This window comes from Pseudomonas sp. B21-032 (assembly GCF_024748965.1).
Lineage (GTDB): Bacteria > Pseudomonadota > Gammaproteobacteria > Pseudomonadales > Pseudomonadaceae > Aquipseudomonas.
In genome coordinates, this window is the sequence record NZ_CP087180.1 from 1486704 (window position 1) to 1501380 (window position 14677).

The 14677-nt window shown below is 65.0% G+C and carries 14 protein-coding genes; 1 reads left to right on the plus strand and 13 read right to left on the minus strand.

Features of this window, described 5'->3' with window-relative positions; all coding sequences use genetic code 11:
* Window positions 1-12 precede the first annotated feature (12 nt).
* From LOY54_RS06850 to LOY54_RS06910, 13 genes are all read right to left on the minus strand, one after another.
* The gene (locus tag LOY54_RS06850) at window positions 13-978 is read right to left on the minus strand and encodes a VOC family protein (RefSeq protein ID WP_258609986.1); all 966 of its coding nucleotides are present in this window, start codon (window positions 976-978) and stop codon (window positions 13-15) included.
* Window positions 975-2465, minus strand: coding sequence for an aldehyde dehydrogenase (locus LOY54_RS06855; RefSeq protein WP_195885900.1), 1491 nt, complete (start codon window positions 2463-2465; stop codon window positions 975-977). The genes LOY54_RS06850 and LOY54_RS06855 overlap by 4 nt, the downstream gene beginning before the upstream one ends.
* A 10-nt stretch (window positions 2466-2475) precedes the next feature.
* A complete protein-coding gene (locus tag LOY54_RS06860) occupies window positions 2476-3279 on the minus strand; it encodes an aspartate dehydrogenase (protein WP_045193450.1) in 804 nt (267 codons plus the stop codon).
* A 10-nt stretch (window positions 3280-3289) separates the two neighbouring features.
* On the minus strand, window positions 3290-4972 hold the full coding sequence (locus LOY54_RS06865) for a thiamine pyrophosphate-binding protein (protein WP_258609988.1): 1683 nt from the start codon (window positions 4970-4972) through the stop codon (window positions 3290-3292).
* On the minus strand, window positions 4965-5765 hold the full coding sequence (locus LOY54_RS06870) for an SDR family oxidoreductase (RefSeq protein ID WP_258609990.1): 801 nt from the start codon (window positions 5763-5765) through the stop codon (window positions 4965-4967). Before LOY54_RS06870 ends, LOY54_RS06865 begins: the two co-directional genes overlap by 8 nt.
* A 1-nt stretch (window position 5766) precedes the next feature.
* Window positions 5767-6594 carry an IclR family transcriptional regulator gene (locus LOY54_RS06875; RefSeq protein ID WP_045193445.1) on the minus strand — a complete coding sequence of 276 codons (828 nt, stop codon included), beginning with the start codon at window positions 6592-6594 and terminating at the stop codon, window positions 5767-5769.
* Window positions 6591-7460: an alpha/beta fold hydrolase gene (locus LOY54_RS06880; RefSeq protein WP_258609993.1), complete on the minus strand. Its 870-nt coding sequence runs from the start codon at window positions 7458-7460 to the stop codon at window positions 6591-6593. Before LOY54_RS06880 ends, LOY54_RS06875 begins: the two co-directional genes overlap by 4 nt.
* Window positions 7461-7464: 4 nt before the next feature.
* Complete coding sequence (locus tag LOY54_RS06885) at window positions 7465-8004, minus strand: cupin domain-containing protein (RefSeq protein ID WP_093386119.1); 540 nt, start codon at window positions 8002-8004, stop codon at window positions 7465-7467.
* A gap of 14 nt (window positions 8005-8018) precedes the next feature.
* Complete coding sequence (locus LOY54_RS06890) at window positions 8019-8783, minus strand: SDR family oxidoreductase (RefSeq protein ID WP_258609995.1); 765 nt, start codon at window positions 8781-8783, stop codon at window positions 8019-8021.
* Window positions 8783-9559: an ABC transporter permease gene (locus tag LOY54_RS06895; protein ID WP_045193442.1), complete on the minus strand. Its 777-nt coding sequence runs from the start codon at window positions 9557-9559 to the stop codon at window positions 8783-8785. The genes LOY54_RS06890 and LOY54_RS06895 overlap by 1 nt, the downstream gene beginning before the upstream one ends.
* A 29-nt stretch (window positions 9560-9588) precedes the next feature.
* The gene (locus LOY54_RS06900) at window positions 9589-10587 is read right to left on the minus strand and encodes an ABC transporter substrate-binding protein (RefSeq protein WP_258609997.1); all 999 of its coding nucleotides are present in this window, start codon (window positions 10585-10587) and stop codon (window positions 9589-9591) included.
* Between the two features lie 39 nt (window positions 10588-10626).
* A complete protein-coding gene (locus LOY54_RS06905) occupies window positions 10627-11463 on the minus strand; it encodes an ABC transporter ATP-binding protein (RefSeq protein ID WP_045193440.1) in 837 nt (278 codons plus the stop codon).
* A 334-nt stretch (window positions 11464-11797) separates the two neighbouring features.
* On the minus strand, window positions 11798-12682 hold the full coding sequence (locus LOY54_RS06910) for a DMT family transporter (protein ID WP_093386111.1): 885 nt from the start codon (window positions 12680-12682) through the stop codon (window positions 11798-11800).
* A gap of 186 nt (window positions 12683-12868) precedes the next feature.
* On the opposite strand from LOY54_RS06910, the gene aceK reads away from it, so the two are divergent.
* Window positions 12869-14590 (plus strand): bifunctional isocitrate dehydrogenase kinase/phosphatase, encoded by a 1722-nt coding sequence (aceK, locus tag LOY54_RS06915; protein WP_045193438.1) that lies wholly within the window; start codon window positions 12869-12871, stop codon window positions 14588-14590.
* Window positions 14591-14677: the final 87 nt, after the last annotated feature.

Sequence of the window (14677 nt, forward strand, 5' to 3'; positions counted from 1 at the left end):
GACAACTCCTGCTCAGGGTTTGGGTTTGTCGGTAAGGAACTTGCCTTGCGGCGCCTCGACATGCTGCTGGCGCCGGGTATTGCCATCGATGCCGCCGGCAATCGCCCATTCGGCAAACACCGTCGGGCCCGGCTCGAACTCGCGCGGTTGCCATTCGCCGGTCAGCTGGTCTTCGTCGGCGTAATACTCGACCAGGGCGCCGGCCGGGTTCTTGAAGTACCAGAAGAACGCCGACGACACCGGGTGGCGGCCCGGGCCGATCTCGGTGGCCCAGCCACTGCGCGAGATGTGCATGCCGCCGCCGAACACTTCGTGCAGGTCGCGCACGGTGAAGGCGACGTGGTTCAGACCGGCGCGGGGGGCCGGCAGCTGGAGCATGAACAAATCGTGGTGGCCACCTTCTTCGGCGGTGCGCAGGAACGCGCCGCGGTTGGGATAGCGGTCCGAGGCCTGGAAGCCGAAGCGCTCGTGGTAGAAGGCTTCGCAGGCATTCACATCCTTGACGAAGAACACCACGTGGCCGACTTCGATCGGCGTGGCGCGCTCATACACCGGCGCCGGCTTGTTGATCCGGCCCTTGGTCTGCCAGGTGTTGTGGCCGCTGCACTCGATGTCCAGTGCGCGCTTGCGGGTCACCTGCAGGCGGATCGCCAGGCCGTTGGGGTCGGTGCAGCCGATGCGCCCGTTGCCTTCGACAAAGCCCGGGTCGTTGGCGATGCGCTGGCTGTACAGGGCGAGGTCCGCTTCGCTTTCCACGCCCCAGACCACTTCACGCACGGTCGAGCCCGGCTCGATGGCCGCTGGCAGGCCGGGCTTGTTGATGTCGGCCAGTACCACCCGGCAGCCGTTGAGGGTTTCGAAGACCACCTCGTCGGCCTGTTCGCTGACCTTGTCCAGGCCCCAGTCGCTGAAGAAGCGCACGCAGATGTCGAGGTCTTCGACGCCGTAGGTGACTTCATCGATGCCCAATACGCTCATGGCCTTGCCTCCACACCGGCCCAGGCCAGTGGTTGTTCGTTCATGCCCCAGTAGAGGCTTTTCTGTTCCATGTACTGCAGGATCCCCAGGCGGCCTTTTTCACGACCCAGGCCGCTGTCACGCCAGCCGCCGAACGGGGTGGCGATGGAGAACTGCTTGTAGGTGTTGATCCACACCGTGCCGGCCTGGATCTTGCGGCCCAGGGCCCAGGCGCGCTTGTAGTCGCGGCTCCAGATGCCGGCGGCGAGGGCGTAGAGGCTGTCGTTGGCCTGCTCGATCAGCTCTGCCTCGCTGTCGAACGGCAGGGCCACCAGCACCGGGCCGAAGATTTCTTCCTGGCAGGTCTGCTGGCTGTTGCGCAGGCCTTCGAGGATGGTTGGCGGGTAGAAGTAGCCCTGATCAAACAGGCCGCCAGTCGGGCGTTGGCCACCGAGCAGCAGGCGGCCACCTTCGGCCAGGCCCAGGGCCACGTAGCGCTCCACCGACTCGCGGTGCGCGGCGCTGATCAGCGGGCCCATTTGCGTGGTTTCGTCCGCCGGGTCGCCCAGGCGCAAACGCGCAGCGCCTGCGACCAGGCGCTGCATGAACGGCTCGTACAGGGCGCGGGCAACGAACAGCCGCGAACCGGCAATGCAGGCCTCGCCCGATGAACTGAAAATGCCATACAGCACCCCGGCCACGGCGTGATCGAGGTCGGCATCGTCGAGGACGATGGTCGGCGACTTGCCGCCCAGTTCCAGCGACACCGGCATCATCTTGTCGGCGGCGATGTGGGCGATGTGCTTGCCGGTCTTGGTCCCGCCGGTGAACGACACACGCTTGATCAGCGGGTGCTGCGTCAGCGCATCACCGAGCAATGAGCCCTTGCCCGGCAATACGCTGACCAGGCCTTTGGGCAAGCCTGCGTCTTCGCAGATCTGCGCCAGTTGCAGGGCCAGCAGCGGGGTGATTTCTGCCGGTTTGATCACCACCGCATTGCCGGCGGCCAGGGCCGGGGCGACCTTTTGCGCTTCGCTGGCAATCGGCGAGTTCCACGGGGTGATAGCCGCGACCACGCCCATGGGTTCGTAGACGCTCATGCTGACGAAGTCGCCGCGCGACGGGGTGATGGTCTCTTCCAGGGTTTCGCAGGCGGCGGCGAAAAACTGGAAAGTACCGGCGGCGCTGGCCACCAGGGCGCGGGTTTCGTTGATCGGCTTGCCGTTGTCCTGGCGCTGCAATTGCGCCAGTTCTTCGCCGCGCTGACGGATCAGCTCGGCGATGCGGTACAGCACGGCGGCGCGTTCGTGCGGCTTGCGCTGGGCCCAGCCGCTGTTGAGGAAAGCCTGGTGGGCGCCTTGCACGGCGTCTTCGACATCCTCGAGGCTGGCGGCGTTGAGCCAGGCCACCGGCTCGCCGGTGGCCGGGTAGCGCGTGGCGTAGCGCTCACCGCCGCCCAGGCGCCAGGTGCCGGCAATGCAGATAGGTAGAGTCTGTTCCAGCGTCATCGACGTTCCCCTAGATGGAAATGGCATGGGCGTGGTTGCCCAGGGCACGGACCACGCTGTAGACGGTCAGCGCCGAGGTTTTCGGGTTGGCCTGCAGCGGCTTGCCGCGCAGGCTCATCTCGAAACCGCCGAAGGCACCACGGGCTTCGAAGTGGTGGACGTTCTCTTCGCTGAGCGGGTCGGCAATCAGTGTCACTCGCGTGCGGTCCAGGCCCAGCCCTGCCAGCGACAAGGTGGCGGCGACGTTGGCGTTCTTCGGGTACAGGCGCGCAGCTTCGCGGGCGCTGCCTTCGAAGATCACCGTGGCCTGGTCGATGGCGTCCAGGTTGCAAACCTCTTCGGCCGGGGTGTTCTTCCAGGCCCTGGCCGGTTTGCGCCCGGTGTAGTCGACCGAATCCAGGCCGCCGACCTTGGCCGCCGACAGCGCATCGATGCCGCCGATGGCGCCGGGCAGCAGCTCGATGCGGGTGTTGCCACGGGCGGCGGCGGCCTCCAGGCGCTCGACCAGGCCCAGCTCCGACAGCGCACCGACCGAGACGATCAGGCAGGCGATGCCGCGCTCCAGTGCCGGCAGCACGTGCTCCTCGATTGCCTTGTGCCCGGCGCATTCCACCAGCAAATCCGGGCGGGCGTCGGCGGGCAGGGCGGTGAGCACCTGTGGCGGGCGCTTGAAGCTGGCCAGGCGCTGTTGCACCAGGGCTTCGGAGCCGGCCGAGGCGATCACATGCTCGACGCGCAGCTGCGCATCGTTCTCCAGCAGTTCCAGCACCGCGACGCCAATGGCGCCGCAGCCGATCATGGTGATATTGAGCATGCGCAAGTCCTCAGGCCGTGGCTTTCTGGGCTTTGGTTTCGCTGTTGGGGGGACCGGCGAACTGGGTGGCAAAGCCGCCGACGCTGAGCATGTCGACTTCCAGCAAAAACGGCCCGCCCTGGCTCAGGGCATTGTCCAGCACCGCGCCGAAGTCCTTCAGGTCGCTGACCAGGCCATGGCGCAGGCCGATCGATTCGGCCAGCTTGGTGTAGTCCGGGGTGTGCAGCTCGACATAGGCGTGGCGGGCGCCGTAGATGGCGTCCTGGATGTTGCGGATCACCCCGTAGCGCTGGTCGTTCATCAGCAGGATCACCACATTGGCTTTCTCTTGCACCAGGGTCGCCAGCTCACCGAGGTTGAGGATGAAACCGCCGTCGCCAGCCAGGGCGAAGACCTTGCGCTGCGGGTCGGTTTCCGCCGCTGCCACCGCCGCGCCAATGCCCATGGCCAACCCTTGGCCGATGCCGCCACCGAGGGCATGCACGCCGGCCAGCGGGTGGTAGAGGTTGAGCAGGCGGTTGCCCCAGATGCTGTTGGACAGGGTCACGTCGCGCACCCAGGAGAAATTGCGCCCGGTCAGCCCCTGCAGTTGCTCGACCATCGCCGAGTACGGGCCGAGGTCGGCCACCAGCTGCGCGCGCGATTGCGAGCGGACGGCCTTGAGCTCGTCGATAAAGTTCGGGTCGATGTTCAGGCGGCCTTCAAGGCGGTCGGCCAGGCCATCGAGGGCCAGGGCCGAGTCGCCGCAGATGAACAGCTCGCTGGAGTAGCTGCGCCCTTCGATGGCCGGGTTGGCATCGATGCGCAGGGTGGTGCGCGGCAGCTTCAGGGCGTACTTGAAGGTCTCGTTGCTGCGCAGGCGCGAACCGGCCACCACCAGCGCATCACAGCTTTGCAGGAAGCCTTCGACCAGCTTGTTCTGCGAGAAGGCGCCGAGGCAACGCTCGTCGTCTTCGTTGACTACGCCGCGACCCTGGGTCGAGGTGATCACGCCAACGCCCATGTCCAGCAGGCGCTTGACCTGCGCCCCGGCGTGGCGGGCACCGCCGCCGAGCCACAGTAGCGGGCGGGTGGCGCTGGCCAGGCGTTCGGCGACCAGGTCGAGGGCTTCCGGCGCCGGCACCGCAACCGGGATCGGCAGCGGCGAGAGGTCGCTCGGCATGGGGATGAAGGTCGACTGGATATCGATCGGGATCTCGACGCTGACCGGGCCGGTGGGCGCGGTCAGGGCGGTCTGCACGGCGAGCTTGAGGGTGCTCAGCGCGGTCTCGACACTGCGCACGCGAAAGGCCGCCTTGGACACCGCCTTGAGCATGGTCAACTGGTCGCGGGCTTCGTGGATGTAGGCGAAGTCCTGATCCAGGTACGGCGTTTCGATCTGCCCGGTGATGTGCAGCAGCGGCGTGCCGGCGGTCAGTGCTTCGACCAGCGCCCCGGCGGCGTTGCCGGCAGCGGTGCCGGTGGACGTCAGGCACACGCCCAGGCCACCGGTGGTGCGGGCGTAGGCATCGGCCATGTTGGTCGCGCCGGCTTCGCCACGGGCCATGACGAAGCGGATGTTGCCACGTACGGCGAAGGCATCGAGGATCGGCATGTTGTGGATCGAGATCACGCCGAAGGCGGCCTTGACCTCGCATTGTTCGAGGAACGCGGTGATGGCAGCGCCAACGGTGACAGTGTTTTCATTACGCATGGCGGGACAGGCCTCCAGAAACATCGATATGGCTGCCAGTGGTGTAGGCCGACAGGGGCGAAGCCAGGAACAGGATCGCTTGGGCTGCTTCTTTGGGCAGGCCCAGGCGACCCAGGGGAATGTGTTTGCGTTGCGCCAGTTGCGCGGTCCATTGCGACCAGTCCAGATCGCGCGCTTCGCGGGCCTCGAAGCGCCGGCGCCACTGGCCGGATTCGACCAGGCCGATGAGGATGCCGTTGACCCGGATGCCCTGTTCGGCGAACTCGGTGGCCATCGAGCGCACCAGGTTCTTAAGGCCCGCACGTGCTGCCGAGGTGGCGACCATGTGCGGCTCCGGCTGGCTGGCCAGCAGCGAGTTGACGCAGACGATCGAAGCGCCGGCCTGGCCTTGCAGTTGGGGGAGGAAGGCGCGCACCGGGTAGATCACCGAGAAGAATTTCAGCTGCAGCTCTTCGCTCCAGGCCTCATCAGTGGTGTCGGCAAAGGTCGAGACCCGGCCTTGACCGGCGTTGTTGATCAGCACCTGGGCCGGGCCGAGGGCGGCCAGGCTGGCGGCAGCGAATGCGTTGACTGACGCGGCATCCAGCACATCACAGGCTTGAGCCAACAGACGCGCATCGGGGAAACGTTCGCGCAGGCGGGCTTCGGCGCTGTTCAAGCGGTCCTGATCGCGACCACAAAAGGCCACTGCCGCACCGGCTTCAAGCAGTTGCTCGACACAGGCCAGGCCAATCCCGGAAGAGCCGCCAGTGACGATGGCGGTGCGCCCGTGCAGTTGATAGAGGTTGCTCATGTCAGTCCCTCATCAGCGCGGTGACGCGGCCGGAGCCAGCGTTTGGCGTGTAGTTGAGCAGGCGCGACAGCTCATCGGCGCTGCCCCGCACATGGCCAAGCAGGCCGTCGAAATTGATGTGCGCAACCTGCACGGTAGGGATGGTCACGCCCATGGCGGCAACCACCCGGCCACTGTGATCACGCACCGGCGCAGCGATGGTCGAGATCGATGATTCAAAGAACCCTTCGCCGCTGACATAGCCGCGCTGACGGTCGCTCTGCACCAGGTCGAACAGCTCCAGTACGGTTTTCGGTGTGCACGGCGAGTGCTGTTCCAGGTGCTCCTCCGGGTACAGCTCACGCAGCTCGGCCAGGCTCAGGTCTTCAAGGAGGATGCGCCCCAGCACCGTGGCGTGGGCCGGCAGGCGGGTGCCGACGTTGACCGCGCTGGAGAACACCGACGGCGGCGAAACCTTGGCCACGTAGACGATCGAGCGACCGTCACGCACCACCAGGTTGCTCGGGTAATTAAGGTGATCGCACAGCCGCGCCAGCAGCGGTTGACCGAGCTCGGTCAGCTCCAGCGATGCCAGGTACTCGAAGCCCAGGCGCAGTACTGACATGCCCAGGCGGTACTCGTTGCCGCTGCGGGTGACGAAGCCCATGGTTTCCAGGGTGGTCAACAGGCGGAAGATGGTCGAGCGCGGCAGCTCCAGGCGCCGCGCCAGTTCCGGCGCGGTGAGGGTGCGGTTTTGCCGGCTGAATTCACAGAGCAGCAACAGGCCGCGCTCAAGGCCGGGGACGATGTACTTGTCCTGGTTGTCTTTCAACAGATCCGAATCATTCATAGCGCAGTACCTGTCAGGGATTCTTCGAGGGCCCGGGCAAGCAGGCTTGCCACGGCCTCGGGTTGTTCGATCGGGCTGGCGTGGCCGGCCTCGGCAATCAACGCGAACGCTGCCCCCAGGGCCTTGGCCAGGGCCTGGCAGTCCTCGGGGCGGGTGATGCTGTCAGCGGCGCCGCAATGCACTTCGCACGGCACGGCCAGGGCGGCGTAGCGCAGCAGGTCATCGCCACACAGCAACTCGATGGCCTGGCGATAGCCCTGGGGCAGCAGCCGCGCCATGTTCCATTGCACCCAGGCGCGGGCCTCGCTGCTGGCCGCTGGCGAGAGCATGTGGGCGCTGCGCTGGTTGGCCATCTGGGCGATGCCCAGTTGCTCAAGGTTGTGCAGACGCTGGCTGCGTACTTGTTGCGCCTGCTCGGCACGGGCCGGGTCGCCATAGCCGCGAGCCGGGCTGATCAGCACCAGGCGCCGCACCCGTTGCGGCTGCTGCTGGGTCAGGGCCGCAGCGCTGAGGGCACCGAGGGAATGGCCGACCAGCAGGCAGTCGTCAATCTGCAGCGCATCGAGCAATTGCCGCAGGCGCCGGGCATAGTCCGCCGCCTGCGGCGCAGGGTTGGCCAGCGGACTGGAGTCGCCGTAGCCCGGTGCATCCCAGGCAATCACCCGGGCCTGCTGGCTCAGTTGCAGCGCCACCTGCAGCCAGGACGCGGCGCCCGAGCCGATGCCATGCAACAGCACGATGGCAGGCCCGTGCCCGGCTTCGCGGATCGCCTGGGCGCCGCTTGCCAGTTGCACCAGGCGCTGGGGGAAGCGCTGCTGCAACTGGGCCGCAAGGCCGGCGAGCGAGTGGTCGGTGGCGTGCAACATCGGCTTAACCGCGCTTGATCGAGGCCAGCGGGTGCGCTGGCGGGTAGGTCGGGGTCACTGGCTTTTTCGCGCCGAGCATCACGCACATCAGCGCGTCTTCATCGCCGATGTTGATCTCTTCGCGGTACACGCCCGGCGGTACCGAAATCAGGTCGCGGTCGGTGAGCACGGTTTCGAAGCGTTCGCCGTCTTTCTCGATGATCACCTTGAGCTTGCCGCGCAACACGAAGAACACTTCCTCGACGTCGGTATGGATATGCGGCGGGCCTTCATGACCGGCCGGGATGACCATGGTCGAGAAGGTGAAGTGCTCCGAGGGGATGGTGTTCATGTCGCTGTTGACCCCGGTGCCACCGGTGCCGACGTAGCGCATTTGCGCGCGGCGGAACTTGGGGTCGAAGTCGGCCTGGAACTTCAGCGCGTCCCAGTCGTACTTGCGGGTTTGGTAGCGGGCGATGCGGGTCTGCATCCAGCCAGCGAGGTCCGAGCCTGCGGGTTGTTCCCAGGTTTTCGCGGTGGCGTTTTGTACGGATAGGTCGGTCATGGGTTTCTCCTTGCTCAAGGCATGACGAACCCGCCGTTGACCGGCAGGGTTTGTCCAGTGATGAAGCGCGACAGGTCGGACAGGGCGAACAGCACGGCGCCGCTGACGTCTTCTGGCAGTTGCGGGCGCTGAATCGCCCGTTGTTCGGTGTACAGGCGGTGGCGCGCCTCGGGCACATAGGCGGTGGCCTCGACCAGCACCAGGCCGGGGGCGATGGCATTGACGGTGATGTTGTCAGTGCCAAGTTCACGGGCCAGGCTGCGGGTCATGGCGATGATCGCGCCCTTGCTGGCGACATACGCCAGCAGGTTCGGCGCGCCCCACAGCGGCGTGTCGGAGGCCAGGTTGATCACCGCGCCCTTGCCGCTGGCGCGCAGGGCCGGCAGGCAGGCGCGGGTCATCAGCCAGGTGCCGCGCACGTTTACCTGCATGACCTGGTCCCAGGTGTCGATGTCCAGTTGCTCGCAGCTCTTGCCGCCGGAGTTGGTGATCGAGGCGTTGTTGACCAGGCCGTCGAGGCCGCCGAGCTCGGCAACTGTCTCGGCGACGCAGGCAGTGATCGACTCCGGGTTGCCCAGGTCGAGGGTCACGCCGGTCACCTGCAAGCCTTGCTCGCGCAGCTCGCAGGCGGCCTGCAGCACGCGCTCCTGGAGAATATCGGCGATCACCACGCGGGCACCGGCCTGGCCGATGGCCTGGGCGAAGGCATAGCCCAGGCCACGGGCGCCACCGGTGACCAGCACGCGGCGGCCTTCAAGCATGGTTTTGAATGGGTTCATCATTGAGTACTCAGCATGGCTTTGGGCAGGTAGTGCAGGACGCGTTTCTCGGCCCAGACCACCGCGCCGTAGGCCAGTACGCCGATCAGGGTGAGCATGACGATGGCGACGAAGACCCCGGCGGTGTTGCCCTGGCCTTCAGCGTCGACCAACAGGAAGCCCAGGCCCTGGTTGCCGCCGACCAGTTCGCCGACGGTGACGCCGATCACCGCCAGGGTCGAGGCGATGCGCAGGCCCGAGAACAGCGCGGCCATGGCCGAGGGGAACTCCACCAGGCGGAAGATCTGCCAGCGGCTGGCGTTCATGGTGCGCACCAGGTTGATCATGTCCGGGTCCACGGTACGGATTGCCGAGAGCACGTTGATCATCACCGGGAAGAACACGATGAGGATGGCGATGAGGATCTTCGGGTAGATGGTGTAGCCCAGCCACATCACGAACAGCGGCGCGAAGGCGACTTTCGGGGCGATCTGCAGGGCCAGGATGTACGGCGAGAGCATGGCTTCGGCCGACGGCGACAGGCCCAGCGACACGCCGATGGCCACGCCCAGCAGGGCGCCGAGGCCAAAGCCGACGATGATCTCGAAGGCGGTGATCAGGGTGTGCTGCAGCAGGCCGCTGGACTGCCACATCACCAGGCTTTCCTGGGCCACGCGGCTCAGTTGCGGCATGACGAACTCGGGCATGCCGAGCAGGCCGGGGCCCCACTGCCAGAGCAGCAGGAACAGGATCAGCAGGGCGACGCTGCCGAGCACGGAGGTGTTGAGGTTTCTCATCGGGCTAATACCTTGTTATGCATCCAGGCTTATTGCGCGGCCGTGGTGGTTTCGATGAACTGGTTGCTGTAGAGCTCGTCGAGCTTGGGTTCCTTGGCGACGATGCCTTCGCTGACGTAGAACTTGCGCACTGCGTCCAGGCGCGCCGGGTCGATGCGCCCGAGCACGGTCTGGTTGGCGTAGACGTGCTCGACATACAGGCGCAAGGTTTTCTCCAGCGCCGCTTCCTTGCCGGCGTAGGCCGGCACGGCCTTGGCGAAGGTGGCGGCGGCGGCCTTCGGGTCCTGGATGATGTCGCGCATGCCCTGCAGGGTGGCCTGGACCACGCCGCCGACCACCTGCGGCTGGTTCTTGATCGCCTCGTCCGAGGCGAGGATCGCCTGGGCCATGCTCTCGAAGATTTCGCTCTGCGGGATCAGGCTGATCTTCAGCCCGGCCTCTTCGGCATTCACCACCCAGTCCGGCACCCCGGCCATGGCCTGGGCCTTGTTGGCCGAAAACAGCTGCCACACCCCCGAGGGGCCGGCGGCCTGGATATCGACGTCGTTCTTGTTCAGGCCGGCCTTGCGCAGCGAGGCGAGCAGGGCGTAGTAGGTGGTGTCGGAGTAGGACATCACGGTCAGGGTCTTGCCCTTGAGGTCCTTGATCGACTGGATGTTCTCGTCGGCGTTGGTGGCGATCATGGTCACCCCGCCGGCACCGAGCACCGCTACCGCACGCACTGGAATGCCGTTGGCGCGGACCACGATCGGGGTGTCACCGATGGCGCCGCCGAGCATGGCGTTGCCGGCACCGATCTGCTTGGCGACATCGACTCCGCCCTTGGCGGCGATGAAGGTCAGGTCCAGGTCCCTGGCACGGTAGTAGCCCTTTTCCTTGGCGATGATCCACGGCGCAAAAGCCGGCGAGTTGGGCGGCGCGGGTAGCAGGTAGGTGACCTTGGTCGGCTCTGCCTGGGCGCTGAGCGCCAGGCCAAGGCCCAGGGCGATGACTGAAGTCTGTGCCAGGCGTTGCAGGGACTTGAACATGCGTACTCCTGAATCGGTTGATGGGCCGGTGGCCGTTGATCAATGCAGTTCGGTGTCTTCGCCGACTTTCAGCAGTTCCATCAGGCGCCCGGCCAGCGGGCCGATTTCCGGCAGCTTGCGGCGCTCCAGCGGGTTGTCGCGAAACGGCAGGTCGACAGTGATTTCTTCGATGATGGTGCCGGGGCGGGCGCTCATCACCAGCAGACGGTCGGACATGGCAATCGCCTCGACCAGGTCATGGGTGATGAACAGCGCGGTTTTCTTTTCTTCGAACAGCATCCGCGCCAGGTCCTGTTGCAGGATCATCTTGGTCTGCGCATCGAGGGCCGAGAACGGCTCGTCGAGGAACAGCACCTGCGGGTCGATGGCCAGGGTCCGGGCCAGGGCGGCGCGCTGGCGCATGCCGCCCGACAGCTGGAACGGGTAGTGGTCGGCAAAGCCTTGCAGGTGGCAGCGATTGAGCAGATCTTCGGCAATCGGCTGGCGCTTGGCGGCGGGCATGCCCTGGATTTCCAGGCCCAGCTCAACGTTGCGGCGGATGCTGCGCCAGGGCATCAAAAGATCCTTCTGCAGCATGAAGGCGACCTTGCGCACCGGCCCGACCACCGCTTCGCCACCGACGAAAACTTCGCCTTCGCTGGGGCGGTAGAGGCCCGAGCCCATGTTGAGGATGGTGCTTTTGCCGCAACCGGACGGGCCGATGATCGACACCACCTCGCCGCGGCGGATCTTGAAGTTCACCTCGCGAATGGCAAAGGGCGCCTCGGCCTTGCCCTTGGCCGGGAAGCATTTACCGACATTGCGAAATTCGATTTCGGTCGGCTCCAAGTCTTCCTTGGAGTGCGGCGTATTCCATTGAGAGGGGATTGCGTACATCTCTTTCACAGCCATTGGGGAAGCTCTCTGGTCTGTTTTATAGGTGATACGCGGTTTAGTGCATGAACAATGCCAAATGTGTATTGGCCCTGTTTTATTTGAAAAGTGCTTATTTATTAGTGACTTATTGAATTAACAGGAAAACTTGTTTGTTTTATATATGAAACAAGGTTTTCTATATGGCACGAAATTGCACAACAACTGCGCGTGGCAATTGCGGGTGCAATGAAAAGAGGCTTTTTTCGGTAACGCGAGTGAAGGGCTGGTTTCAGGGGTGAAACCAGAAACTGTGGAAGCTGGCTTGGCAGCTCCCACAGGAACAAGCATTAACCTGTCAGGCGCGAGCTGGCTTGAGCACCAGCCACAACGCCACGGCAATCAACAGCCCGCCATACAGGTGCGCCATCGACAGTGGCTCGTCCAGCAGCCAGGCGCCCCACAGCACACCGAAGGCCGGGATCATGAAGGTCACGGTGCTGGATTTGACCGGGCCGATCTCGCTGATCAGGCGGAAATACAGGATGTAGGCAAAGGCGGTGCACACCAGCCCCAGGCCCAGCAACGACGCCCACACCTGCCAGCCACCCCAGCTTGCCGGCGGCTGGGTCAGCACGCTGTAGCCGAACAGTGGTAACAGCAGCAAGGTCGCGCCCATCATGCTGCCCAGCGCCGACAACCGGCTGTCGAGGCCGCCTTGTTGGTCGAGCCAGCGCCGGGCGAGAAAGCCGGCCAGGCCGTAGCAGGCGGTCGCCGCCAGGCACGAGAGGGCACCTTGCAGCAGTTTGGCATCGAACGCCACCGGCCCCGCGCCACTGAGAATGCCAACCCCGAACAGGCCGAGGAAGATGCCGCTGAGCTTGGCCAGGGTCAGCGGCTCACGGAACAACAACGCGCCAATCAGCACGCCCATCAGCGGCGTGGTGGCATTGAAGATCGCCGAGTAGCCGGCCGGCAGCACCTGGGCGGCCACTGAATAAAGGGTGGCGGGTATCCCCGAGTTGATCATGCCCAGCACCAGGCAGGCCTTGAGCTTGCCATTGAAGTCCCAGCGCACCCGCAGCAGGGCGAGAATCACCAGCAGGCCGAGGCAGGCGATGGAGACGCGGAAAAACGCCGTCGGCAGGGTGCCGAGCACCGGCGCGATGATGCGCATGAACAGAAAGCTCGCCCCCCAGACAGCAGCAAGAATCAACAGGCGGGATATGGCGATGGGGCTCATGGGGCTCTCCGGGTCCTTTGGGGCAGGGCGCGAGTTTACGTTACATCGCAGCCTGCGCTCTCTCCCTTTCTTGCGCTTGAATTCAGCACCCGGCGAGTTTGGCCGATACAGCCGCGCCAACAGGCTTTCCCTGCCCGTGGCGACTGGCTAAGCTCAGGCTTTGACATTCCCGCAGAGGTCTGACGTATGCCCCAGCAATGGCCGGCCGCCGATATCGCCCGGATGATCCTCGATGGCTTCGACGATTACCGCGAGCATTTTCGCCAGATCACCGACGGCGCCCGCGAGCGATTCGAGCAGGCCCAGTGGCAACAGACCCAGAGCGCCTCGGCGGCGCGCATCAATCTGTATGAGGAAAAAGTCAGCGAGGTCAGCGGCTGGCTGCGCCAGGGCTTCGAGGGCGAGGTGCTGCTCGACGTCGCGCTGTGGCCGCTGGTCAAAAGTGCTTATATAGGCCTGATCGACCCGCGCCTGGACGATGAACTGTCCGAGACCTGGTACAACTCGATCTTCTGCAGCCTGTTCAGCCATGACCTGATCAGCGATGGCTGCATGTTCATCCACACCACCCGGCCCTCGCTGCGCAGCCACGAGCGGGCAGCGCAAACCCGCACCTATCGGCCACAAAGCGGCTTGAGCGCATTGCTGGCGCAGGTGTTTGCCGACTACCGTTTCGATGTGCCCTACGCGGACCTTGCCGGCGACTTGGCACGCCTGGAAGGGCAACTGCGCGAAAACCTGCCGGACTGGGTCTGCAAAGACCCGGCCCTGGCCGTCGAGCTGTTTTCCTCGGTGTTGTACCGTAACAAGGGCGCCTACCTGGTTGGGCGCCTGTACACCCAGGACGAGCAATGGCCGCTGGTGATCCCGCTGCTGCACCGCGAGGGCCACGGCATCGAGGTCGACGCGCTGATCACCGACGAAGCAGAGGTGTCGATCATCTTCTCCTTCACCCGCTCCTACTTCATGGTCGATGTACCGGTGCCGGCCGAGTTCGTCGGCTTTCTCAAGCGCATCCTGCCGGGCAAGCACATTGCCGAGCTGTACACCTCGATCGGCTTTTACAAGCACGGCAAGTCGGAGTTCTACCGGGCGCTGATCAACCACCTGGCCGGCACCGATGACCGCTTCATCATGGCCCCGGGCGTGCGTGGCATGGTCATGAGCGTGTTTACCCTGCCGGGCTTCAACACCGTATTCAAGATCATCAAGGACCGCTTCTCGCCGTCGAAGAACGTCGACCGCGCCACGGTGATTGAAAAGTACCGGCTGGTAAAAAGCGTCGACCGCGTCGGGCGCATGGCCGATACCCAGGAGTTCTCCGATTTTCGTTTCCCCTTGAGCAAGTTCGAGCCCGAGTGCCTGGCCGAACTGCTGGAAGTGGCGCCGTCCACCGTTGAAGTGCACGGCGACACCGTGCTGATCCGCCACTGCTGGACCGAGCGGCGCATGACCCCGCTCAACCTCTACCTGGAAAACGCCAACGACGCCCAGGTACGCGAGGCCCTGGAAGACTACGGCCTGGCCATCAAGCAACTGGCGGCGGCGAACATCTTCCCCGGTGACATGCTGCTGAAGAACTTTGGCGTTACCCGGCACGGGCGGGTGGTGTTCTACGACTACGACGAAATCTGCTTTCTGACCGAGGTCAACTTCCGCTATATCCCGCCGCCGCGCACGCCGGAGGATGAAATGGCCTCAGAGCCCTGGTACTCGATCGGCCCGCTGGACGTGTTCCCCGAGGAGTTTCCACCGTTTCTGTTCGCCGATAGCGGCCAGCGCCGGTTGTTCAACCAGCTGCACGGCGAGTTGTACGACGCCGACTACTGGAAGAGCCTGCAGGCGGCGATCCGCGGCGGCAAAGTGATCGATGTGTTCCCGTACCGGCGCAAGTGCCGGGAGGGCTGAACAACATCGCGGGTCAAGCCCGCTCCCACAGGAATGAGGGTGAATCTGTGGGAGCGGGCTTGCCCCGCGATCGAGCGCGTAGCGGTC

What these genes read in the sequence shown, in the direction of transcription:
- LOY54_RS06850 (WP_258609986.1), bottom strand. Translation starts at nt 978, where the DNA reads ATGAGCGTATTGGGCATCGATGAAGTCACCTACGGCGTCGAAGACCTC.
- LOY54_RS06855 (WP_195885900.1), bottom strand. Translation starts at nt 2,465, where the DNA reads ATGACGCTGGAACAGACTCTACCTATCTGCATTGCCGGCACCTGGCGC.
- LOY54_RS06860 (WP_045193450.1), bottom strand. Translation starts at nt 3,279, where the DNA reads ATGCTCAATATCACCATGATCGGCTGCGGCGCCATTGGCGTCGCGGTG.
- LOY54_RS06865 (WP_258609988.1), bottom strand. Translation starts at nt 4,972, where the DNA reads ATGCGTAATGAAAACACTGTCACCGTTGGCGCTGCCATCACCGCGTTC.
- LOY54_RS06870 (WP_258609990.1), bottom strand. Translation starts at nt 5,765, where the DNA reads ATGAGCAACCTCTATCAACTGCACGGGCGCACCGCCATCGTCACTGGC.
- LOY54_RS06875 (WP_045193445.1), bottom strand. Translation starts at nt 6,594, where the DNA reads ATGAATGATTCGGATCTGTTGAAAGACAACCAGGACAAGTACATCGTC.
- LOY54_RS06880 (WP_258609993.1), bottom strand. Translation starts at nt 7,460, where the DNA reads ATGTTGCACGCCACCGACCACTCGCTCGCCGGCCTTGCGGCCCAGTTG.
- LOY54_RS06885 (WP_093386119.1), bottom strand. Translation starts at nt 8,004, where the DNA reads ATGACCGACCTATCCGTACAAAACGCCACCGCGAAAACCTGGGAACAA.
- LOY54_RS06890 (WP_258609995.1), bottom strand. Translation starts at nt 8,783, where the DNA reads ATGAACCCATTCAAAACCATGCTTGAAGGCCGCCGCGTGCTGGTCACC.
- LOY54_RS06895 (WP_045193442.1), bottom strand. Translation starts at nt 9,559, where the DNA reads ATGAGAAACCTCAACACCTCCGTGCTCGGCAGCGTCGCCCTGCTGATC.
- LOY54_RS06900 (WP_258609997.1), bottom strand. Translation starts at nt 10,587, where the DNA reads ATGTTCAAGTCCCTGCAACGCCTGGCACAGACTTCAGTCATCGCCCTG.
- LOY54_RS06905 (WP_045193440.1), bottom strand. Translation starts at nt 11,463, where the DNA reads ATGTACGCAATCCCCTCTCAATGGAATACGCCGCACTCCAAGGAAGAC.
- LOY54_RS06910 (WP_093386111.1), bottom strand. Translation starts at nt 12,682, where the DNA reads ATGAGCCCCATCGCCATATCCCGCCTGTTGATTCTTGCTGCTGTCTGG.
- aceK (WP_045193438.1), top strand. Translation starts at nt 12,869, where the DNA reads ATGCCCCAGCAATGGCCGGCCGCCGATATCGCCCGGATGATCCTCGAT.